The 22,208-nt window shown below is 68.1% G+C and carries 18 protein-coding genes; 9 read left to right on the top strand and 9 right to left on the bottom strand.

Features of this window, described 5'->3' with window-relative positions:
* Positions 1-109 precede the first annotated feature (109 nt).
* From ACWPKK_RS27495 to ACWPKK_RS27505, 3 genes are all read right to left on the bottom strand, one after another.
* A complete protein-coding gene (locus tag ACWPKK_RS27495) occupies positions 110-1,129 on the bottom strand; it encodes a purine-nucleoside phosphorylase (protein ID WP_452010849.1) in 1,020 nt (339 codons plus the stop codon).
* Between the two features lie 137 nt (positions 1,130-1,266).
* Positions 1,267-2,754 carry a ribonuclease J gene (locus tag ACWPKK_RS27500; RefSeq protein ID WP_452010851.1) on the bottom strand — a complete coding sequence of 496 codons (1,488 nt, stop codon included), beginning with the start codon at positions 2,752-2,754 and terminating at the stop codon, positions 1,267-1,269.
* Positions 2,755-3,125: 371 nt separating this feature from the next.
* On the bottom strand, positions 3,126-3,524 hold the full coding sequence (locus tag ACWPKK_RS27505; protein ID WP_452010854.1) for a RidA family protein: 399 nt from the start codon (positions 3,522-3,524) through the stop codon (positions 3,126-3,128).
* Positions 3,525-3,666: 142 nt separating this feature from the next.
* Here ACWPKK_RS27505 and ACWPKK_RS27510 point away from each other — a divergent pair, with 142 nt between their 5' ends.
* Positions 3,667-4,290 (top strand): TetR/AcrR family transcriptional regulator, encoded by a 624-nt coding sequence (locus ACWPKK_RS27510; protein WP_452010856.1) that lies wholly within the window; start codon positions 3,667-3,669, stop codon positions 4,288-4,290.
* A gap of 57 nt (positions 4,291-4,347) precedes the next feature.
* Here the strand turns inward: ACWPKK_RS27510 and ACWPKK_RS27515 are convergent, their stop codons facing one another.
* The 6 genes from ACWPKK_RS27515 to ACWPKK_RS27540 form a co-directional block, all read right to left on the bottom strand.
* Complete coding sequence (locus tag ACWPKK_RS27515; RefSeq protein ID WP_452010858.1) at positions 4,348-6,174, bottom strand: IlvD/Edd family dehydratase; 1,827 nt, start codon at positions 6,172-6,174, stop codon at positions 4,348-4,350.
* A gap of 75 nt (positions 6,175-6,249) precedes the next feature.
* Positions 6,250-7,188 carry a Gfo/Idh/MocA family protein gene (locus tag ACWPKK_RS27520; protein ID WP_452010861.1) on the bottom strand — a complete coding sequence of 313 codons (939 nt, stop codon included), beginning with the start codon at positions 7,186-7,188 and terminating at the stop codon, positions 6,250-6,252.
* Positions 7,189-7,216: 28 nt separating this feature from the next.
* Positions 7,217-8,416, bottom strand: a complete 1,200-nt coding sequence (mmsB, locus tag ACWPKK_RS27525; protein ID WP_310116379.1) for a multiple monosaccharide ABC transporter permease — start codon at positions 8,414-8,416, stop codon at positions 7,217-7,219.
* On the bottom strand, positions 8,413-9,987 hold the full coding sequence (gene mmsA / locus ACWPKK_RS27530) for a multiple monosaccharide ABC transporter ATP-binding protein (protein ID WP_452010864.1): 1,575 nt from the start codon (positions 9,985-9,987) through the stop codon (positions 8,413-8,415). Before mmsA ends, mmsB begins: the two co-directional genes overlap by 4 nt.
* 84 nt (positions 9,988-10,071) lie before the next feature.
* Positions 10,072-11,175: a multiple monosaccharide ABC transporter substrate-binding protein gene (chvE, locus tag ACWPKK_RS27535; RefSeq protein ID WP_452010867.1), complete on the bottom strand. Its 1,104-nt coding sequence runs from the start codon at positions 11,173-11,175 to the stop codon at positions 10,072-10,074.
* Between the two features lie 118 nt (positions 11,176-11,293).
* Positions 11,294-12,307, bottom strand: coding sequence for a LysR family transcriptional regulator (locus ACWPKK_RS27540; RefSeq protein ID WP_452010869.1), 1,014 nt, complete (start codon positions 12,305-12,307; stop codon positions 11,294-11,296).
* 187 nt (positions 12,308-12,494) lie between these two features.
* On the opposite strand from ACWPKK_RS27540, the gene ACWPKK_RS27545 reads away from it, so the two are divergent.
* The 8 genes from ACWPKK_RS27545 (at position 12,495) to ACWPKK_RS27580 (ending at position 22,130) form a co-directional block, all read left to right on the top strand.
* Positions 12,495-13,376, top strand: a complete 882-nt coding sequence (locus ACWPKK_RS27545; protein ID WP_452010872.1) for an SMP-30/gluconolactonase/LRE family protein — start codon at positions 12,495-12,497, stop codon at positions 13,374-13,376.
* Between the two features lie 35 nt (positions 13,377-13,411).
* A complete protein-coding gene (locus ACWPKK_RS27550) occupies positions 13,412-14,338 on the top strand; it encodes a dihydrodipicolinate synthase family protein (RefSeq protein WP_452011548.1) in 927 nt (308 codons plus the stop codon).
* A 143-nt stretch (positions 14,339-14,481) separates the two neighbouring features.
* A complete protein-coding gene (locus ACWPKK_RS27555) occupies positions 14,482-16,062 on the top strand; it encodes an aldehyde dehydrogenase (NADP(+)) (protein ID WP_452010875.1) in 1,581 nt (526 codons plus the stop codon).
* A 315-nt stretch (positions 16,063-16,377) separates the two neighbouring features.
* Positions 16,378-17,346, top strand: coding sequence for a galactofuranose ABC transporter, galactofuranose-binding protein YtfQ (ytfQ, locus tag ACWPKK_RS27560; protein ID WP_149222518.1), 969 nt, complete (start codon positions 16,378-16,380; stop codon positions 17,344-17,346).
* Positions 17,347-17,528: 182 nt separating this feature from the next.
* A complete protein-coding gene (gene ytfR / locus ACWPKK_RS27565) occupies positions 17,529-19,073 on the top strand; it encodes a galactofuranose ABC transporter, ATP-binding protein YtfR (RefSeq protein WP_452010878.1) in 1,545 nt (514 codons plus the stop codon).
* On the top strand, positions 19,070-20,113 hold the full coding sequence (locus tag ACWPKK_RS27570) for an ABC transporter permease (protein ID WP_452010881.1): 1,044 nt from the start codon (positions 19,070-19,072) through the stop codon (positions 20,111-20,113). Before ytfR ends, ACWPKK_RS27570 begins: the two co-directional genes overlap by 4 nt.
* An 11-nt stretch (positions 20,114-20,124) precedes the next feature.
* Positions 20,125-21,099, top strand: coding sequence for a galactofuranose ABC transporter, permease protein YjfF (gene yjfF / locus ACWPKK_RS27575; protein WP_452011550.1), 975 nt, complete (start codon positions 20,125-20,127; stop codon positions 21,097-21,099).
* Positions 21,099-22,130 carry an aldose epimerase family protein gene (locus ACWPKK_RS27580; RefSeq protein WP_452010883.1) on the top strand — a complete coding sequence of 344 codons (1,032 nt, stop codon included), beginning with the start codon at positions 21,099-21,101 and terminating at the stop codon, positions 22,128-22,130. Before yjfF ends, ACWPKK_RS27580 begins: the two co-directional genes overlap by 1 nt.
* Positions 22,131-22,208: the final 78 nt, after the last annotated feature.

Raw genomic sequence — 22,208 nt, forward strand, 5'->3', positions numbered from 1 at the left:
CCGTTCAATCCGCCTACCTCCCTTCGATCGTGGGACGTCCCACGAAAGGAGGGGGGCGGCTTGTGGGCCATGTTGCGTCGGAAGAGACGCGGCCTCTACGTTTCAGGTCTTATTGGGCCGGCAGCGCCGGGACGCCGTCCTTCCACTGCTCCCAGTGGCCGACGATGTGGTCGACCATGCGGGAGCCGACCAGTTCCACATTCTCCACCGTCTCGGCGAAACCGCCGGCGGTTTCGCCCGGCTTGGGGTCGAGGTGCTGCAGGGTGGTCTCGTTGGGGTTGCCCTGGTCGAAATTGACGGCGCCGCGCAGGCTCATCACCCGGTCGGAGCCCTGCAGCCGCTTGATCACCAGCGTGATCGCCGCCGCCTCCATCTCGGTGATGACGTAATCGTCGGCGCCATAGAGCTTGGCGATGTACTGCGCCTGCTCCGACATGCCGGGGCCGTGGAAGAAGGTGTCGCCGGTCATGTGCGTGCCGGTGCCCACGAAAGGAGCACGTTGCGCGGCTTCCTGCGGATAGCGCTTGCGATAGGCACGGGCGGACTCGCTGTCCTTCAGCGGCGTGTCGGCGGTCAGCCGCATCGCCCAGGAGACCAGCGCCGGGTTCATCGGGAACAGGCGCACCGCTTCATAGCCCTTGCGCGGCATGAAAGTCGGCTCGCCCGGCTTGCCTTCCTCCGGCGCCCAGCGGTGGCCCAGGTCGTAGTCGACCACCCAGGTCGCCCAGCTGACCTCGCCGATGGTGCCGCGCGACGGCGGCGTGCCGGCCACGCCGGTGACCAGGAAATAGGCTTGCGACAGGTCGAGCTGCGGGTTCAGCACGATCGCCTGCATCGAGGCGGAGGAACTGACCTTGCCCATGCCCAGCACCGACCCGCACACGCCGTCGGCGTTGCAGTAGACCGGGTTCAGCGCGCCCTTCACCGTGATCGGCTCGGCAGTTTGCCAATAGCGATCGTACCAGTGCTGGAACTCGCCCGCCCGGTCGCCGGTGTTCTTGCCGATCTCGAACATCGACCCGACGAACACCTTGACCTTGACCGGTTCGGCGGCCTGAAGAGACCCGTTCAGCCCGAACAGGAGCAGGGCCGACAGGGCGGCGCTGCGGCAGCAGGAGAGTAACGACATCGAACTTTCACTCCGTGGGACAAAGACGCACGGAAGTATGCAATGCCCGAGCCATGCCCGTCCGTTTTCGTTCGTATAGAAACGGAAAACGCCCCGCACCGGGCGGTGCAGGGCGTTTTCCCAAACTGGACAGGCGGTCAGGCCGCGACGCGCTCTTCCTCCGCGTCCACCGTCACCGGTGGCACCCAGGGGATCAGCTCCCGGCCGGTGTTGGCGAGGCGCCTGGGCTCGATGCGGCCGATCACGCGGGTGCCTTCCTTGGCGATGCGCAGGATGTCGCCATCCTCCGGAACCAGGGCCCGCTCGACGCCGCAGGCGCGGGCGAGGCGGGCGTGGGCTTCCATATGCTCGATGGTGCCGTGGACCGGAACCGCGAAGCGCGGGCGGACCAGCCCATACATGCGGGCGAGGTCGTCGCGCTTTGGGTGGCCGGAGACGTGGACCGGCGCATCGGCCGGGGTGACGATCTCCACGCCCATGCCACGCAGATGCTCGTGGATTTCGGCCAGCGCCTCCTCGTTGCCGGGGATGGTGCGGGCGGAGAAGATGACGGTGTCGCCCTCTTCCAGCCACAGCTCGCGGTGCTCGTTGCGGGCCAGACGGCTGAGCGCCGCCCGTTCCTCGCCCTGGCTGCCGGTGCACAGGAACACGAGGTTCTCGCGCGGGGTCCAGGAGGCCTCGCGGACATCCATGAAGTCCGGCACATGGTCGAGATAGCCGCAGGCCTGCGCCGCCTTTTCCATGCGCAGCATGGAGCGGCCGACCAGCACCACCTTGCGCCCGACCGCCGCCGCCGCTTCCGCCACCGCGGTCATGCGGGCGACGTTGGAAGCGAAGCCGGTCACCGCGATGGCGCCCGGACGGTTGGCGAAGGCGCCGATCAGGCCGGCGCGGGCGTCGGCCTCCGATCCCGTCGCACCGGGCACGTCGGCGTTGGTGCTGTCGCACATCATGGCGAGCAGCCCCTCGTCGCCAAGGCGCTTCAGCGCGGCGACATCGGTGGTCCGGCCGATCAGCGGATCGGGATCGAACTTCCAGTCGCCGGTGTGCAGCACCGTGCCGGCCGCCGTGCGGATCGCCAGCGACATCGGTTCGGGGATCGAATGGGTGACGGCGATGGTCTCGATCCGGAACGGACCGATGGTCAGCGTGTCGCCGATGTCGAAGGTCTGCACCTTGGCGGCCCGATGCGCGCCCTTTTCCTTCAGCCGGTCGCGGATGATGTGCGAGGCGAAGGGGCTGGCATAGATCGGGCAGCGCAGCCGCGGCCACAGATGGTGGATCGCGCCGATATGGTCCTCGTGCGCGTGGGTCACCACGAGGCCGACGACGTCCTGCATCCGCTCTTCGATGAAGGTCGGATCGGCCATCAGGCTGTCGATGCCCGGCGCCTCGTCGCCCATGAAGGCGACGCCGGCGTCCACGATCAGCCATTTTCCGGCGTGGCCGTAGAGCGCCATGTTCATGCCGATGCGGGAACAGCCGCCCAGCGGAAGGAACAGGATCTCGTCCTTGCCCGGAACCGGGCCGGTGGGGCCGCCGCCATGGACCGTGTTGGCCGTCGGGCGGGAGCCGTCGAAGTCATCACGCGGACGTTGGTTGCGTGCGCGGTTGTTCGGCGCCATCCGGCGCCGCCTTGAATCAAACGTCATGCCTCTGTCGTACGTCTCACATAAGCCGGCATTCGACGCTGCCGGACGGGCGTGCATCGCTCGTCGATGCGGATCTCGGTGTGGGAGGGACCCGGCCGGAGGCGCCATGCGGCGGCCGTCGGACAGCTGGGATCAGGTTGATGGGAGGGAGGTTCGGGCGGCTTGCCGTCCGAGCCTGGAGCATTTCGTCAGGCCTTATGTGGGCAAAGAGCCGCACTCGTCAAGGGCAGTCGTGAAAAGTCACACGGAATGAGAGGCATCGCTGGGATGCGCGGGCCGGACGGGCCGCTTCCGGGACGTGACGCCCGGAAGCGGTCGGTGAGCGACAGGGGACCGCCAACCGCTCAGGCGGCTTCGGGAATTCGGGCGACGACCTTGATTTCGAAATCGAAGCCGGCCAGCCAAGTCACTCCCACCGCGGTCCAGTTGGGATAAGGCGGGCCGCCGATGACCTTGTCACGCACGGCCATGATGGTTTCGAACTGGTTGGCCGGATCGGTGTGGAATGTGGTGACGTCCACGACGTCGTCGAGGGTGCAGCCGGCGGCCTTGAGGACGTTGATGAGGTTTTCGAAAGCCAGTTGGACCTGCTTCTCGAAGACGGGTTCCGGAGAACCGTCTGCGCGGCTGCCGACCTGTCCGGAGACGAACAGGAGGTCGCCTGAGCGGATTGCCGCAGAGTAGCGGTGATTCTCATAGAGCGCGTGCCGGCTCTTCGGAACGATGGCCTCGCGTTGAGCCATTGGTTTTCTTCCTCCTTGCTGAAAAGGTGGGCGATCTCGGGCCGAGCTGCCCCCGTCGGGCTTCACAGTCGAGGCATAATTTGATATACGCCTCGTATGTGAATGACAGCACACATACGTCGCGTATGTCAACTCACATACGATGCGTATGTCAGGAGGAATGGCCGTGGCCGGGAAGAAGCGCGCCGAGATGATGGAGGAGACCCGCGCCAAGCTGATCGCGTCCGCGCGCAAGGCTTTCGCGGAAAAAGGCTATGCCGCCGCCTCGATGGACGAGCTGACAGCGGAGGCCGGGCTGACGCGTGGGGCGCTCTATCACAATTTCGGCGACAAGCGCGGGCTGTTGCAGGCGGTGGTCGACCAGATCGACGGGGAGATGGCGACGCGCGCACGCGCGGTCGGCAGCCGGGCCGCCAATGATTGGGAAGGCTTGCTGGCGGAGGGGATCGCCTACATTGAAATGGCGCTGGAACCCGAGGTGCAACGCATCGTGCTGCTCGACGGACCGGCGGTTCTCGGTGATCCGTCGCAGTGGCCCAGCCAGAACAGCTGCCTCCAGGCGACGCAGGAGACGGTGAAGGGGTTGATCGGGCAAGGCATCGTCAAGCCGGTGGATGCCGAAGCGGCTGCCCGGCTTTTGAACGGGGCGGCGCTGAACGCCGCGCTATGGGTCGCGGCCAGCGACCGGCCGCAGGAGATCCTGGCCAAGGCGGTCGAGGCGTTCAGGGTCCTGGCCGGCGGGCTGCTGGCGGTTCCCGGCCGGTGACCGGCGCTGAACCTGGAAGCCCGCGACGCTGCCGCGGGCGTTCCGGCATTACAGCCGTCAATGATTGTCGCGCGGGATCCCCATCGTCTGCGCCACGCGCTGGTACTTGACCGCCGGCTTCAGGACCATGCCCTCGTCCAGCTGGTCGACGATGCCGCGCTGGATCTCCTGCCACGGGGTCTGCGACGGCGGGGCGGGGTAGCCTCCAGCGGCCTCCAGCGTGGCCTTGCGGTCGGCCAACTCCGCTTCGGAGATCAGGATGTCGGCGCTGCCGCGGCGCAGGTCGATGCGCACGCGGTCGCCGCTGCGCAGCAGGCCGAGGTTGCCGCCGGCCGCCGCCTCCGGCGAGGCGTTGAGGATGGATGGGGAGCCCGACGTGCCCGATTGCCGCCCGTCGCCGATGCAGGGCAGGGAATGGATGCCCTGTTTGATCAGGTCGGCGGGGGGCCGCATGTTCACCACCTCCGCAGCACCCGGATAGCCGATGGGGCCGGTGCCGCGGATGACCAGGATGGTGTAGGCGTCGATGCCCAGCGACGGGTCGTCGATGCGGTGGTGGTAGTCCTCCGGCCCGTCGAAGACCACCACCTTGCCCTCGAACGCCTCGGGGTCCTGCGGATTGGACAGGTAGCGCTCGCGGAACTCGTCGGAGATGACGCTGGTCTTCATGATGGCGGCGTTGAACAGGGTGCCGCGCAGCACGACGAAGCCGGCGTTGATCTTCAGCGGGTCGTCGATCGGGTGGATGACGCGGGTGTCGAGGATCTCGGTGTTGCGGCAGTTCTCGCCGATGGTCCGGCCATTGACGTTGGGCGCGTCCTCGCGGATCAGGCCCTGGCGCATCAGCTGCGACACCACCGCCGGCACGCCGCCGGCGCGGTGGAAGTCCTCGCCCAGATACTCGCCTGCCGGCTGGAGGTTGACCAGCAGCGGCACGCCCAGCCCGTGGGTCTGCCAGTCGTCCACGGTCAGCGGCACGCCGATGTGCTTGGCGATGGCGTTGATGTGGATCGGCGCGTTGGTCGAGCCGCCGATGGCGGAGTTGACGACGATGGCATTGAGGAAGGCGTCGCGGGTCAGGATGTCCGACGGCTTGATGTCCTGGCGCACCATCTCGACAATGCGCTTGCCGGTCTCGTAGGCGGCCTGCTGGCGCTCGCGGTAGGGGGCGGGGATGGCGGCGGAACCGGGGAGCTGCATGCCCAGCACCTCCGCCAGCGAATTCATGGTGGAGGCGGTGCCCATCGTGTTGCAGTAGCCGGTCGAGGGGGCGGACGAGGCCACCAGCTCGATGAAGCCCTGGTAGTCGATCTCGCCGGCCGCCATCAACTGGCGGGCCTTCCACACGATGGTGCCGGACCCGGTGCGCTCGCCGCGGAACCAGCCGTTCAGCATCGGGCCGACCGACAGCGCGATGGCCGGGATGTTGACGGTCGCCGCCGCCATCAGGCAGGCCGGGGTGGTCTTGTCGCAGCCGATGGTCAGAACCACGCCGTCCAGCGGATAGCCGTGCAGAACCTCGACGAGGCCGAGATAGGCGAGGTTGCGGTCGATCGAGGCGGTCGGCCGCTTGCCGGTTTCCTGGATCGGGTGGACGGGGAACTCGATGGCGATGCCGCCGGCGGTGCGGATGCCCTCGCGCAGGCGTTCGGCCAGAACCAGATGGTGGCGGTTGCAGGGGCTGAGGTCGGATCCGGTCTGGGCGATGCCGATGATGGGCGCACCGGACTGCAGTTCCTCCCGCGTCAGGCCGAAGTTCAGGTAGCGCTCCAGGTAGAGCGCGGTCATGTCGGGGTTGGCGGGGTTGTCGAACCACGCGCGCGACCGCAGCCGACGCCCTGAATCGGAGGAGTTGGGAGGGAAGTGGGGCTTCGTATCGGTCATATCGACACCGGTTTCAGGTTGGGGCGCGGGCCGGATCGGCGGCGCCGGAGTTGGGGGTGCGTCGCTGCGGCGGCGTTACCAGTCGAAGGCGTCGGTGCGGTGCCAGCGCCCGACCATGCAGGCGTCGGCGACCAGGGACAGCGGGCGGGCGTCGACGTCGCTCGCGCCATCCAGGATCAACCGGTGGAAATGGCGATAGATGCGCTGGTATTCGGTGTCCGGCTCGGCCGTCGCCGGCGCGCCGTCCACCATCAGGCGGGTGCCGCCATGGGTGAGGTCGAGGCGCCCGCCATCGGTTTCGATCACGATGGACCAGGTCTGCTCGCCCTGCTGGAGGAAGTCGAAATCGGCGGTGACGCGGCCGATGCGGGAGCCGGGGGCGGCCCCCATCTCCAGCGTCGCGGCGATGGGGGTGTCGCGGTTGGCCGGCACATGCAGGTCGGCGGAGCGGACGAAGACCGGGGCCGGCAGGATGTCGGTCAGGATCGACAGGGCGTTGATGCCGGGGTCGAAGACGCCGAAACCACCGGCCGCGAAGATCCAGTCCTGGCCCGGATGCCAGCGCCGCACATCCTCCTTCCAGGTGATGGCGACGCTGCGGATGCTGGCGTCGGCAAGCCGGCGACGCGTCTCCTCCACCGCCGGGTTGAACTGCGAATGCCAGGCGGTGAACAGGGTGCGGCGGGCGGCTTCGGCCTCCGCCACCAGATCGTGAAGCTCCGACAGGGTGGCGGCGGGAGGCTTCTCGATCAGCACATGCTTGCCGGCGCGCAACGCCTCGACCGTCAGGCCGTGGCGGACGGCGGGCGGGGTGCAGAGCGCCACGGCGTCGAGGCCGGGCAGGGCCGCCAGCATCTCCGCCTGGGAGCGGAAGGTCGGCACGTCTTCCGCGGTGGCGCCGTCCGGGCTGACCACGGCGGCCAGTTCGAACAGGCCGGTGGCGGCAATGGCCGGGATATGCTGGTCGCGGGCGATCTTTCCCAGACCGACGAGGCCGAGGGTGGGGAGCGTCATGGCGATTGTCCGGTCGGGGCGGAAAGCCTCAGGCCTTGCCCTTGTTGTAGACGTCGAAGCAGACGGCGGCGAGCAGCACCAGGCCCTTGATCACCTGCTGCCAGTCGATGCCGATGCCGAGGATCGACATGCCGTTGTTCATCACACCCATGATGAAGGCGCCGATCACCGCACCGGTCACCCGGCCGACACCGCCGGAGGCCGAGGCGCCGCCGATGAAGCAGGCGGCGATCACGTCCAGCTCGAACGACACGCCGGCCTTCGGCGTGGCGGTGTTGAGCCGCGCGGCGAAGATCAGGCCGGCGAGCGCGGCCAGCACGCCCATGTTCACGAAGGTGTAGAAGGACAGGCGGCGGGTGTCGATGCCCGACAGCTTGGCGGCCTTCTCGTTGCCGCCCAGCGCGTAGATGCGCCGGCCGATGGTGGTGTCGCGGGTGACAAAGGCGTAGATGCCGATCAGCAGCGCCATGATGATCAGGACGTTCGGCAGCCCTTTGTACGAGGCCAGCAGCATGCCGATATAGGCGACCACCGCGAACAGGCCGGCGCTCTTCAGCAGGAACAGCGGCAGCGGCTCCTGTTCGATGGCGAAGCGGTGGCGGCGGATGCGGGCGGCGACGCTGAGGCCGATGATGATCGCCGGCGTCACCAGGCACAGCAGGAGCGTGGTGGTGTGGAAGCCGGCCGTGCCGAAGACGTCCGGGATGAAGCCGGAACTGAGGCGCTGGAACTCCACGGGGAAGGGGCCGACGGACTGGCCGGCCAGCAGGGCGAGGCTGAGCCCGCGGAAGACCAGCATGCCCGCCAGCGTCACGATGAAGGACGGGATGCGGAAATAGGCGACCCAGTACCCCTGTGCCGCGCCGATGGCGGCGCCGGCCAGCAGGCAGAGGATGGCGGTCGGGATGAAATGCAGCTGGAACTGCACCATCAGGATGGCGGCCAGCGCGCCGATGAAGCCGACGATGGAGCCCACCGACAGATCGATGTGCCCGGCGACGATCACCAGCAGCATGCCCAGCGCCATGATGACGATGTAGCTGTTCTGCAGGACGAGGTTGGTCAGGTTCAACGGCTGCAGCAGCGTGCCGTTGGTCATGTACTGGAAGAAGGCCACGATCGCCAGCAGCGAGATCAGCATGCCGTAATCGCGCATGTGGCTCTTCAGGAACCTGGCCATGGAGGCCTGGCGCGGCGGGGCGGCCGGAAGGTTCAATTCGGCGCTCATTGCAGGGGCTCCCGGGCAACCATGCTCTGCGTGACCGCCGGAGCCTTCACGGACGAGGACATGATGGCGTGCATGATCTTTTCCTGGCTGGCTTCTGCCGCCAGCATCTCGGCGACCAGCGCCCCTTCGTTCATCACGTAGATGCGGTCGGCGACACCCAGCAATTCGGGCAGTTCCGACGAGATCAGGATGACGCCACGGCCTTCGGCCACCAGCTGGTTGACGATGGTATAGATTTCATATTTGGCGCCGACGTCGATGCCGCGGGTCGGCTCGTCCAGGATCAGCACCTGCGGGTCGGCGAACAGCCATTTGCTGAGCACGACCTTCTGCTGGTTGCCGCCGGACAGGTTGACCGTCTGCTGGAACACGTCGGAACAGCGGATGCGCAGGCGGCGGCGGAAGTCGTTGGCGACCTCGATCTCGCGCTCGTGATGGATGACGCCGCGCTTGGCGACCCCGTCCAGGTTGGCCAGCGTCACGTTGTGGCGGATGTCGTTGTCCAGCACGAGGCCGTAATGCTTGCGGTCCTCGGTGGCATAGGCCAGCCCGTTGCCCATCGCTTTGCTGATGGTGGACACGTCGATCTCGCGCCCGCCGAGGAAGGCCTGGCCACGGATGTTGCGGCCGTAGGAGCGGCCGAACAGGCTCATGGCGAATTCGGTGCGGCCGGCGCCCATCAGGCCGGCGATGCCCACCACCTCGCCCCGGCGGACATGCAGGTCGATGTCCTTCACCACGCGGCGGCCGGGATGGATGGGGTGGTCGGCGCTCCAGCCCTTCACCTCGAACAGGATGTCGCCGGGGTTGCCGGCGCGACGGGGATAGCGGTCGGCAAGGTCGCGGCCGACCATGCCCTTGATGATGCGGTCCTGGCTGATCGGGCCATGGTGGCAGTCCAGCGTCTCCACCGTGGTGCCGTCGCGCAAGATGGTGACGCGGTCGGCGACCTTGGCAATCTCGTTCAGCTTGTGTGAGATCAGGATGGAGGAGATGCCCTGTTCCTTGAAGCGCAGCAGCAGGGCCAGCAGGGCGTCGCTGTCGCTTTCGTTCAGGCTGGCTGTCGGCTCGTCCAGGATCAGCAGCTTGACCTGCTTGGACAGGGCCTTGGCGATCTCCACCAGCTGCTGCTTGCCGACGCCGATGTCGGTGATCAGCGTCTCCGGCGAATCCGTTAGCCCGACCATGCGCAGGAGTTCGCGCGCCCGCGCAGTGGCGGCCATCCAGTCGATGACGCCCCGTTTCGCCTGCTCGTTGCCGAGGAACAGGTTCTCGGTGATCGACAACAGCGGGACCAGCGCCAGTTCCTGGTGGATGATGATGATGCCCAGCTTCTCGCTGTCGGCGATGCCGCGGAAGGCGACGGGCTGGCCGCGGAATCGGATCTCGCCGTCATAGGTCCCGTGCGGATAGACGCCGCTCAACACCTTCATTAGCGTCGATTTGCCGGCGCCGTTCTCGCCGATCAGCGCGTGGATCTCCCCCTCGCGGACCGAGAGGTTGACGTCGTCGAGCGCCTTGACGCCCGGAAACGTCTTGGTGATGCCGCGCATCTCAAGAATGCTGTCCATGGATGACCCCCGGTCGTCCGCCTGCATGGTCCGGCGGAGCGCTGGAGCGGAATGCCGGGCGGCATCCGCTCCAGCGCCGCTCACTCACTTGATCTGCGATTCCTTGTAGTAGCCGCCGTCGACTAGGACCTGCTTCCAGTTCGTGGAGTCGACGCTGACCGGCTTCAGCAGATAGGAGGGGACGACCTTCTTGCCGTTGTCGTAGGTCTTGGTGTCGTTGACCTGCGGGGTGCGGCCGGCCAGCAGGTCGTCGACCATGCCCACCGTGACCTTTGCCAGTTCGCGGGTGTCCTTGAAGACGGTGGAGCGCTGCTCGCCCGCCAGGATCGACTTCACCGACGGCACTTCGGCGTCCTGGCCGGTGACGACCGGCATCGGCTGCGAGGGCGAGCCGTAGCCGACACCCTTCAGCGAGGAGATGATGCCGATACTGATGCCGTCATAGGGCGACAGCACGGCGTCCAGCGTCTTGTTGCCGTAATAGGCGCTCAGCAGATTGTCCATGCGGGACTGGGCGGCGGCGCCGTCCCAGCGCAGGGTGGACACCTTGTCCATGCCGATCTGCCCGCTCTGCACCTTCAGCTTGCCGCTGTCGATGTAGGGCTGCAGCACCGACATGGCGCCGTTGTAGAAGAAATAGGCGTTGTTGTCGTCGGGGGAGCCGCCGAACAGCTCGATGTTGAACGGACCCTTGCCCTCCTTCAGGCCGAGAGCCTTCTCGATGTAGGCGGCCTGGAGCACGCCGACCTGGAAGTTGTCGAAGGTGGCATAGTAATCAACGTTGGCCGAGCCGCGGATCAGGCGGTCGTAGGCGATGACCTTCACGCCCTGTTCCGCCGCCTTCTGCAGCACGTCGGTCAGCGTCGTCCCGTCGATGGCGGCGATAACCAGAACCTTGTCGTTCTTGGTGACCATGTTCTCGATCTGGGCGAGCTGGTTGGGGATGTCGTCCTCGGCATATTGCAGGTCGGTCTTGTATCCCTTTTCCTGGAAATACTTGACCATGTTGTTGCCGTCGTCGATCCAGCGCGCCGACGACTTGGTCGGCATGGCGATGCCGATGGTCGGCTTGTCCTGCGCCATCGCCGGGGCGGCTGCGGTGCCGGTGGCGATCAGCAGGCCGATGGTGAGGCCGCCAAGTTTGCCAGCCAGTTTTGAACCGAAGGAAGAACGCATAGGAGACGACATGGACCGGAATCCTCCCCGTTTCTACGGCACGCGCTTCGCAGCCCCCACGTTCGGTGTCGCGGACGGCATGGGACGCGATGGTTTGTGCCCCTAGCAATCCTCCGTTTCCCCATAACTGTCAAATATGATTATTCGGCAATCCGATATGCATTTCGATATCGGATGACGGTTCCGCCAACTGGCGCATCTTGCGTTCCGACGCCGCGCGCACCGCCGACAGAACGGTGCGGGCCCCCGGCGACAGCGGCCGGTCCTTCAGCCAGAAGATGCCGTAAGGCTCCACGCTGAAGCGCTTGTGGAAAGGCATGATGGTGTAGCAGCCGCCGGGCGTGAACACCTGGGCGAGCGCGCGGGCGAAGACGGTGATCGACTCCGTCTCCGCCACCATCGCCATCGAGATGACCGGCGACGCGCTTTCGATCACCTTGTGCGGCAGCCGGGCGCCCTCGGCGCGGAACAGCGCCTCCACCCGGTCGCGCAGCAGCGTGCCGACCGGCTGCAGGATCCAGGTGGCATCGGACAGGTCGGCGGCGGTCAGCGGGCGGCCGAGCTGCAGCAGCGGGTTGCCCGCACGGCAGATGAAGCACAGCTCCTCGCTGCTGATCTCCTGATACTCGAAGGCGGTGGGGTCGAAATGGCCTGGCAGGCGGCCGATGGCGAAATCCATCACCCCCTGATGCACCCGCTCGGCCAGCACATCGCTGGTCTCCACCGCCACGGCGATCTTCAGGTTGGGATGCTCGCGGGTCAGGCTGCTGATGACGGGAACCACCAGTTCCACCGCCGGGGCCATCACCGTGCCGACCGACACCCGGCCGCTGTGCCCGGCCAGCAGCGCGTTCAGCTCCTCCCCCGTTTCCTGCAACTCGCTGAGGATCATGCGGGCGTGGCGGATCATCAGGCTGCCGTACCAGTTCGGCTCGATCCCGCGGCCATGGCGGTCGAACAGCTCGATCCCCAGCGTTTCCTCCAGGTCGCCCAGCAGCTTGGAGGCCGCCGGCTGCGACATGTTCAGGCTGGCGGCGGCCCGGTGCAGGTTGCGGTGTTCGTCGAGCGCCGCGAACAGCTGGAGATGGCGCAGCTTCAGCCGGGCCTTCTGGAACCAGTTCGGGGGGAAGCGCTGGGGGGTCACGGGTGGTTGCCTCCGGTCGGGCGCCGGCACCGGGTTGCGGGATGCCGGTATATGACAATTGATATCGCAGATGCCCATCTTCGTATTGGACGATTATCAAGAGGCCTCTTATCGTTCGGGTCGTCAACAAATTTTCAAATGGCTGGCGGCAACGGCAGCCATAGGGTGCGAGGGGGAGTGAGGCGGCATGGCGCAGGAAGCGCGTTGCGTCTGGCAGGCCGGGGCGCTGCTGGGGGAGGGCCCGCTCTGGTCCCCACGGCAGGATGCCGTTTACTTCGTCGACATCCGCGGCTCCCGCATCCTGCGCCACGGCCTGTCCGACGGGGCGCAGGCGGGGTGGGAGCTTGACGACGCCGCCTGCTGGCTGGTGGAGCGCGCCGACGGCAACGGCTTCATAGCCGGGCTGCGATCCCGCCGGGTGGTCCGCCTGCTGCTGGAGCCGGGCGAGGCGGTAATCGCCGAGGAGTTGGCGCGGATCGAGCCGGACCGGCCGGGCAACCGGCTGAACGACGGCAAGGCCGATGCCCAGGGCCGGCTGTGGGTCGGCAGCATGGACGATGCGGAGGAGGCGCCGGCCGGCAGCTTCTACCGCATCGATCCCGACGGCGCCGTCACCAAGGTCGATGAGGGCTACACCGTCGCCAACGGGCCGGCGCTGTCGCCGGACGGGCGGACGATCTATCACACCGACAGCGCGGCGCGGACGGTCCATGCCTTCGACATCGGCGCCGACGGCAGCCTGTCCGGCAAGCGCGTCCACATCCGCTTCACCGAGGCCGACGGCTTTCCCGACGGCATGACCTGCGATGCCGAGGGCGGGCTGTGGATCGCCCATTGGGATGGTGCGCGCGTCAGCCGCTTCCGTCCCGACGGCAGGCTGGACCGCGCCATCGCCCTGCCGGTCTCCCGCGTCACCTCCTGCGTCTTCGCCGGTCCGAACCTCGACCGGCTGTTCGTCACCACCGCGGCGCATGGCCGGCCCGACGAGCCGCTGGCCGGGGCGCTGTTCGAGTGCGACCCCGGCGTCCGCGGCCTGCCGCCCGGACGGTTCGGTTCCCCGTCGCGCTGACTGCCGATCCGATTTCGATGAAGGACCCCACCGCCATGCCGTCCAGCGCCCGCCCTTACCGCGGAGTCTTCCCCGTCGTCCCCACCATCTTCACCGAAGCGGGGGAGTTGGATCTCGACGGCCAGAAGCGCTGCGTCGACTTCATGATCGACGCCGGCTCCACCGGCCTGTGCATCCTCGCCAATTTCTCCGAGCAGTTCGTGCTGACCGACGACGAGCGCGCGGTGCTGATGGAGACGATGCTGGCCCATGTCGCCGGCCGGGTGCCGGTGATCGTCACCACCACCCATTTCAGCACCCGCGCCTGCGCCGAGCGCAGCCGACGCGCCCAGGATATGGGGGCCGCGATGGTGATGGTGATGCCGCCCTACCACGGCGCCACCATCCGCGTGCCGGAGGCCGGCATCGTCGAGTTCTTCCAGCGGGTGTCGGACGCCATCGACATCCCGATCATGATCCAGGACGCGCCGGTCAGCGGCACCCCGCTGTCCGCACCCCTGCTGGCGCGGATGGCGCGGGAGATCGCGCAGGTCTCCTATTTCAAGATCGAGGTGCCGCAGGCGGCGGCCAAGCTGCGCACGCTGATCGAACTGGGCGGCGACGCCATCGAAGGACCATGGGACGGCGAGGAGGCGATCACGCTGCTGGCCGACCTCGACGCCGGGGCGACGGGGGCGATGACCGGCGGCGGCTATCCCGACGGCATCCGGCAGATCATCGATCCCTATCTGGCGGGAGACCGCGAGGCGGCGGTGGCGGCCTATGGGCGCTGGCTGCCGCTGATCAACCACGAGAACCGCCAGTGCGGCATCGCCACCGCCAAGATCCTGATGAAGGAGGGCGGCGTCATCAGGTCCGACGCGATGCGCCACCCGATGTCCAGCCCTCACCCGATCAGCCGCGAGGGACTGCTGGACGCGGCGCGGCGGCTCGATCCGCTGGTGCTGCGCTGGGGGCGTTAGACCCCCACCCTAACCCTCCCCCGCTGGGCGGGGGAGGGGATACGCGCTTGAGCAGGAGAGCGGCGGCAGTCCCTCCCCCGCCCAGCGGGGGAGGTTAGGTGGGGGCATCGCCAGCCGACCCCCGCCCAACAAGGAGACCCATCATGACCATCACCGGCGAGATGCTGATCGGCGCCAAGACCCACCGCGGCAGCGAGGGCGAGTTCCGCGCCGTCGACCCCGCAACCGGCGAGGCGCTGGAGCCCGCCTTCGGCGGCGGCGGCGCGGCGGAGGTCGATCGCGCCTGCGCCCTGGCCTGGGCCGCCTTCGACGCCTTCCGCGAGACCGGGCTGGAGCAGCGCGCCACCTTCCTGGAGGCCGTCGCCCAGAACATCCTCGATATTGGCGACGACCTGATCGCCCGCGCCATGGCGGAAAGCGGTCTGCCGCGTGCCCGGCTGGAGGGCGAGCGCGGCCGTACCGTCGGGCAACTGCGCCTGTTCGCCCAGGTGGTGCGCGAAGGCAGTTGGATCGAGGCCCGCATCGACCCCGCCATGCCCGACCGCAAGCCGCTGCCCCGCCCCGACATCCGCCAGCGCCACATCCCGCTGGGGCCGGTGGCGGTGTTCGGCGCCTCGAACTTCCCGCTCGCCTTCTCGGTCGCCGGCGGCGACACCGCGTCGGCCTTCGCCGCCGGCTGTCCGGTGGTGGTGAAGGGCCATGGCGCCCATCCCGGCACGTCGGAACTGGTCGGCCGCGCCATCCGCGCGGCGGTTGCCTCCTGCGGCTTGCCCGATGGGGTGTTCTCCCTGCTGTTCGGCACCGGCAACGAGATCGGCACGGCGCTGGTCGCCGATCCGCGCATCAAGGCGGTCGGCTTCACCGGTTCGCGCCGCGGCGGGCTGGCGCTGATGGAGGTGGCGTCCAGGCGGCCGGAGCCGATCCCGGTCTATGCCGAGATGAGCAGCATCAACCCGGTCTTCCTGATGCCGGCGGCGCTGGCCTCGCGCGCCGAGGCGCTGGGCAAGGGCTTCGTCGCCTCGCTGACCATGGGGGCGGGGCAGTTCTGCACCAATCCCGGCATCCTGCTGGGCGTCGAGGGGCCGGATCTCGACCGCTTCGTCACGGCGGCGGTGGAGGCCATCGGCGGCAGTGCGGCGTCCACCATGCTGACGCCGGGCATCCACGCTGCCTATGACACCGGAGTCGCCAAGCTGGCCGGCAGCGGCGAGGTGACGACTCTGGCGCGCGGCATGGCCTGCAGCGGGCCGAACCAGGCGCAGGCGGCCTTCTTCACCACGACGGCGGACGCCTTCCTGGCCGACACGGAGTTGCAGGAGGAGGTGTTCGGCGCGGCCTCCCTGCTGATCCGCTGTCCGGATGTCGCGGCGATGAAGGCGGTTGCCGAACGTCTGGAAGGACAGCTGACCGCGACGGTGCAGATGGATGCGGAGGACAAGGCCGCCGTGGCGGCGCTGATCCCGACGCTGGAGCGCAAGGCCGGCCGCATCCTGGCGAACGGCTGGCCGACGGGAGTGGAGGTCTGCCACGCGATGGTGCATAGCGGCCCCTTCCCGGCGACCTCGGACGCCCGCAGCACCTCGGTCGGCACGCTGGCGATCCGCCGTTTCCTGCGCCCGGTCTGCTATCAGGATCTGCCGGCCGACCTGCTGCCGCAGGCTGTGCGCGACGGCAACCCGCTGGGGCTGTGGCGGCGGGTGGATGGCGAATTGGGACGGGGATAGGCGAGCCGACCGTCGACGATATGCGCGCTCTCCCTCGGGTGCGTCGGCCCCGGTTTCTCATGAAGTTGTTTTTCATGGACCGGGGTCACCTTGCGGCCGGGCGGCCTTGCGCTGCCCGGCCGTTCTTTTGACCGGACATATCCTTTTCAGCATCGCATCGGTCGAGAATCGTATTGGACAGTTATGGTTCTGCGTACTTAAAGTGGGCATTGCGAACAAATTTGACCGGGCTGGGATCACGAACTTTCAGCGCGCCATTCCGCCGCCTGCCCCCATCAGAAAAGCACGGCAATAAAACCTCAGGGAGTGAAACAGATGTCCAGGAAATGGGTGATCTCCGCCGCCACCGCCGCTGCGGCGCTCTTCATCGGGCTTGGCGCGGTGCAGGCCGCCGACAAGAAGCTGGTGGTCGGCTTCTCGCAGATCGGGTCGGAATCGGGCTGGCGCGCGGCGGAGACCAAGACCGCCAAGGCGGAAGCCGAGAAGCGCGGCATCGACCTGAAGATCTCCGACGCCCAGCAGAAGCAGGAGAACCAGATCAAGGCCGTGCGCTCCTTCGTCGCCCAGGGCGTGGACGCGATCTTCATCGCGCCGGTGGTGGCGACCGGCTGGGATTCGGTGCTGAAGGAAGCCAAGGAGGCGAAGATCCCGGTGGTTCTGCTCGACCGCCAGATCGAGACCAAGGACCCCAGCCTCTACATGACCGCCGTCACCTCCGACACGGTGCATGAGGGCCGGGTGGCCGGCGAATGGCTGGCCAAGCAGACCGGCGGCAAATGCGCGGTGGTGGAACTGCAGGGCACCGTCGGCTCGTCCCCCGCCATCAACCGCAAGAAGGGCTTCGACGAGATCGTCGCCAAGAATCCGGGGATGAAGATCGTCCGCACCCAGTCCGGCGACTTCACCCGCGCCAAGGGCAAGGAGGTGATGGAGAGCTTCATCAAGGCAGAGAACGGCGGCAAGGGCATCTGCGCCGTCTACGCCCACAACGACGACATGGCCGTCGGCGCCATCCAGGCGATCAAGGAAGCCGGGCTGAAGCCGGGCAAGGACATCCTGGTCGTCTCCATCGACGGCGTGCCGGACATCTTCAAGGCGATGGCCGAGGGCGAGGCCAACGCCACGGTGGAACTGACGCCGAACATGGCGGGTCCCGCCTACGACGCGCTGATCGCCTTCAAGAAGGACGGCAAGGCGCCGCCGAAGTGGATCCAGACGGAATCGGCCCTGTTCACGCCCGAGACCGCCAAGGCCGAGTACGAGCGCCGCAAGGACGCCTACTGATCGGGGGTTGGGGTTTGCAGAAATCCCCCTCTCCCCCCCGGGGAGAGGGTCGGGGTGAGGGGGATGCACAAGGTAGGACTCTCGAGAATCCTCGCCGCGCCACCCCCTCACCCTAACCCTCTCCCCAGGGGGGAGAGGGAATACGCCTCACACCTTCCATTGCGCATCCGCCGAGGTCCGTCATGACGGCGTCCACCGCTCCCCCCTCTGCGCCGTTGCTGGCGATCCGCGGCCTGTCGAAGGCCTTTCTCGGTGTCCAGGCGCTCGACGGCGTCGATTTCACCCTGCGCCATGGCGAGATCCATGCGCTACTGGGCGAGAACGGCGCCGGCAAATCGACCCTCATCAAGACGCTGACCGGCGTCTACCAGCGCGACGGCGGCACCGTGGCGCTGGAGGGGCGGGAAATCGCGCCGCGCGGCGTGGAGGAGGCGCAGCGCCTGCACATCGGCACCGTCTATCAGGAGGTGAACCTGCTGCCGAACCTGTCGGTGGCGGAGAACCTGTTCCTGGGGCGCCAGCCGATGCGCTGGGGGCTGGTCGACCGCGGCGCCATGCGGCGGCGGGCGCGTGCCATTCTGATGCCCTACGGCCTGTCGATCGACGTGACGGCGCCGCTCGGGCGCTTCTCGGTGGCGACGCAGCAGATCGTCGCCATCGCCCGCGCGGTGGACATGTCGGCCAAGGTGCTGATCCTGGATGAGCCCACCGCCAGCCTGGACGCGCAGGAGGTGGCGGTGCTGTTCAAGGTGATGCGGACCCTGCGGTCGCGCGGGATCGGCATCGTCTTCGTCACCCATTTCCTCGATCAGGTCTATGAGGTCTGCGACAGCATCACCGTGCTGCGCAACGGCCGGCTGGTGGGCGAGCGGCGCACGGCCGACCTGCCGCGCCTCGACCTCGTCGCCATGATGCTGGGGCGGGAGTTGGAGGCGGCGGCGCACCGCATCGACCTCGGCCCGGCGGAGGTGGACAACCGCCCGCCGCTGGCCAGTTTCAAGGGATTCGGCAAGTCGCGCAGCGTCGAGCCCTTCGACCTCGACATCCGCCCCGGCGAGGTGGTGGCGCTGGCGGGATTGCTGGGCTCCGGCCGGACGGAGACGGTGCGGCTGGTCTTCGGCATGGATCGCGCCGACCGGGGCCAGGCAACGGTGGACGGCCGTGCGGTGCGGCTGAAGGGGCCGCGCGACGCCGTGCGGCTCGGCTTCGGCTTCTGTCCGGAGGACCGCAAGAAGGAGGGCATCGTCGGCGAGCTGTCGGTGCGCGAGAACATCATCCTGGCGCTCCAGGCGCGGCAGGGCTGGCTGAAGCCGATCCCGCGCCGCCGGCAGGAGGAGATCGCCGACCGCTTCATCCGCCTGCTCGACATCCGCACGCCGGACGCCGAACGGCCGATCCAATTGTTGTCGGGCGGCAACCAGCAGAAAGCGCTGCTGGCGCGCTGGCTGGCGACCGAGCCGCGCCTGCTGATCCTCGACGAGCCGACGCGGGGCATCGACGTCGGCGCGCATGCCGAGATCATCCGCCTGATCGAGCGGCTGTGCGCCGACGGCATGGCGCTGCTGGTGGTGTCGTCGGAACTGGAGGAGATCGTCGCCTACAGCCGCCGCGTCGTCGTGCTGCGCGACCGCCGCCATGTGGCGGAACTGAGGGGAGGGGAGGTCAGCGTGGAGCGCATCGTCGCCGCCATCGCGTCGGAGTCGAAAAGCGGTGAGGTGCTGCAATGACGCTGTCCGCTCCCGGTCCGGCGCGCAACCTGCCGCAATATGGCGCGCTGATCGCCGTTCTGCTGGCCAACTGGCTGCTGTTTCCCGATTTCTTCGCCATCCGCCTGCAGGACGGCCGGCTGTTCGGCAGCCTGATCGACGTGCTGAACCGCGGCGCCCCGGTGGCGCTGCTCGCCATCGGCATGACGATGGTCATCGCCACCCGCGGTGTCGACCTGTCGGTCGGTGCGGTGATGGCGATTTCCGGCGCGGTCGCCGCAACCATGACCGGGGCGGGCTGGAGCCTGCCGGCGGTTCTGGCGGCGTCGCTTGCCGCCGGCCTGCTGTGCGGGCTGTGGAACGGGCTTTTGGTGGCGGTGCTGCGCATCCAGCCGATCATCGCCACGCTGATCCTGATGGTCGCCGGCCGCGGCATCGCCCAGCTGATCACCGAAGGGCAGATCGTCACCTTCACCAGCCCGGCGCTGGCCTTCATCGGCGGCGGGTCCTTCCTGACCGTGCCGATGCCGGTGGTGCTCACCATCGCGCTGCTGGCGGTGACGGCCCTGCTGGTGCGGGCGACGGCGCTGGGGCTGATGATCGAAGCGGTCGGCATCAACCGGCTGTCCAGCGCCGGGGCTGGCGTCAACACGCCGGTGGTTCTGGTCGCCGTCTATGTCTGGTGCGGGCTGTGCGCGGCGGTGGCCGGGCTGATCGTCACCGCCGACATCCGCGGCGCCGACGCCAACAATGCCGGGCTGTGGCTGGAGCTGGACGCCATCCTGGCGGTGGTGGTCGGCGGCACCTCGCTGCTCGGCGGGCGCTTCGGGCTGGTGCTGTCGGTGGTGGGGGCGCTGATCATCCAGGCGATGAACACCGGCATCCTGCTGAGCGGCTTCAAGCCGGAATTCAACCTGATCGTCAAGGCGGGCGTCCTGATGGTCGTCCTGCTGCTGCAATCGCCGACGCTGACCCTGTTCCTGCCGCGCCCGAAGGGGGCGCGGCCGATGGGCACGGTCAAGCCGCCGGTGGCGCCGTCGAGCGGGGGTGCAAAACCATGACCAACGCAGCGATCCAGCGCTTCCTTCCCCTGATCGTCACCACTGCGGTGCTGGTGGTCGGATTCCTGATCTGCGCGGCGCAGTTCCCCAACTTCGCCTCCTGGCGGGTGGTGGCAAACCTGCTGACCGACAACGCCTTTCTCGGCATCACCGCGGTCGGCATGACCTTCGTCATCCTGTCGGGCGGGATCGACCTGTCGGTGGGGGCGGTGATCGGCTTCACCACCGTGCTGCTGGCCGTGCTGATCGAACATGGCGGCTGGCACCCCGTCCCTGCCTTCGCCGTGGCGCTGGTGGTCGCCGGCGGCTTCGGGGCGGCGATGGGTGGGGTGATCCATGTCTTCCAAATGCCGCCCTTCATCGTCACGCTGGCCGGCATGTTCATCGCCCGCGGCCTGGGCTTCGTCCTGACCACCGATTCGGTGCCGATCAACCACCCGCTCTATGGCGAGCTGAACGACATGGCGCTGCGCTTCGACTTCGGGCTGAAGCTGAGCCTGCCGGCGCTGCTGATGCTGGGGGTGGTGGTCGCCGCGGTGGTGCTGGCGCACTGGACCCGCTTCGGCGCCAACCTCTACGCGCTGGGCGGCAACCGGCAGTCGGCGGAACTGATGGGCGTGCCGGTGGGGCGGACGACGGTGGCGGTCTATGCCCTGTCCGGGCTGCTGGCCGGGCTGGCGGGGATCGTTTTCTCGCTCTACACTGGTGCCGGCTATTCGCTGGCGGCGACGGGGGTGGAGCTGGACACCATCACCGCCGTGGTGATCGGCGGCACGCAGCTGACCGGCGGCTACGGCTATGTCGTCGGCACCTTCGTCGGCGTGCTGATCCAGGGGCTGATCCAAACCTACATCACCTTCGACGGCACCTTGAGCAGCTGGTGGACCAAGATCGCCATCGGCGTGCTGCTGTTCGTGTTCATCCTGTTGCAGAAGGGCCTGCTGACGGTCTGGGCCGGCCGCAGCGGCGAACCGGCGGAGGCATGATGCCCATCAGGAGTTTCCTGTTCGATACCGTCGAGGGCCGTCCGGTGGAGGGCTTCGTCCTCTCCGCCGGCGGGCTGGAGGCGACCGTGATCGCCCATGGCGCACGGCTGGTGCGGATGTCGGTGCCCGGCCGTGATGAAAACACGGCCGACGTGGTTCTGGGCTTCGACCGGGTGGCCGACTATTTGGCGAGCGACGCCTATTTCGGCGCCACCTGCGGGCGCTACGGCAACCGCATCGGCGGGGCGGCCTTCACGCTGGACGGCGTGCGCCATGAATTGAGCGCCAACGAGCCGCCGAACCAGCTGCATGGCGGGCCGGACGGCTTCGACCGGCGCATCTGGGACGCCAAGGTGGAGGAGGCGGAGAACGCCGTCACCTTCACGCTTGTCTCGCCGGACGGCGACCAGGGCTATCCCGGCACGCTGACGGCGAGGACGCGCTACCGGCTGACCGACGACGGCGTGCTGGACATCCGAATGACCGCGACCACCGACCGGCCGACCATCGTCAACCTCGTCCATCATAGCTATTGGAACCTTGGAGGGCATGCTTCCGGCGACCTGCGCGACCACCGGCTGGCGGTGCGCGGCGGCTTCACCACGCCGGTCGGCGCCGACCTGATCCCGACGGGGGAGGTGCGGCCGGTGGACGGCACGCCCTTCGACCTGCGCGAACGCGTGGTGCTGGGAGAAGCGCTGGAGGCGGTCGGCGGCTTCGGCTTCGACCACAACTGGTGCCTGGAGGGGCCGGCGGGGGAACTGCGGCCGGTGGCGGTGCTGGAGCACCCGGCATCGGGCCGGCGGATGGAACTGGCGACCGACCAGCCGGGCCTGCAGGTCTACACCGGCGGCTATCTCAGCGAGCAGGTGGTGGGAAAGGGCGGACAGCGCTATTGCCGCTTCGCCGGGCTGGCGCTGGAAAGCCAGCGTTTTCCCGGCAGCCCCAACATCGGCCATTTCCCGTCGGCGCGGCTGGACCCCGGCGGGACATACCGGCACCGCATGCAGCTGCGATTCCGGGCGGGCTGAGCGGAAAGCGGGGAACCGTCCACCGGTTTGCGGGGTTCATCGAAGGCACGGCAGCGGTTCCGCTGCTGCCATTGCGCA

Source organism: Azospirillum largimobile (assembly GCF_977007025.2).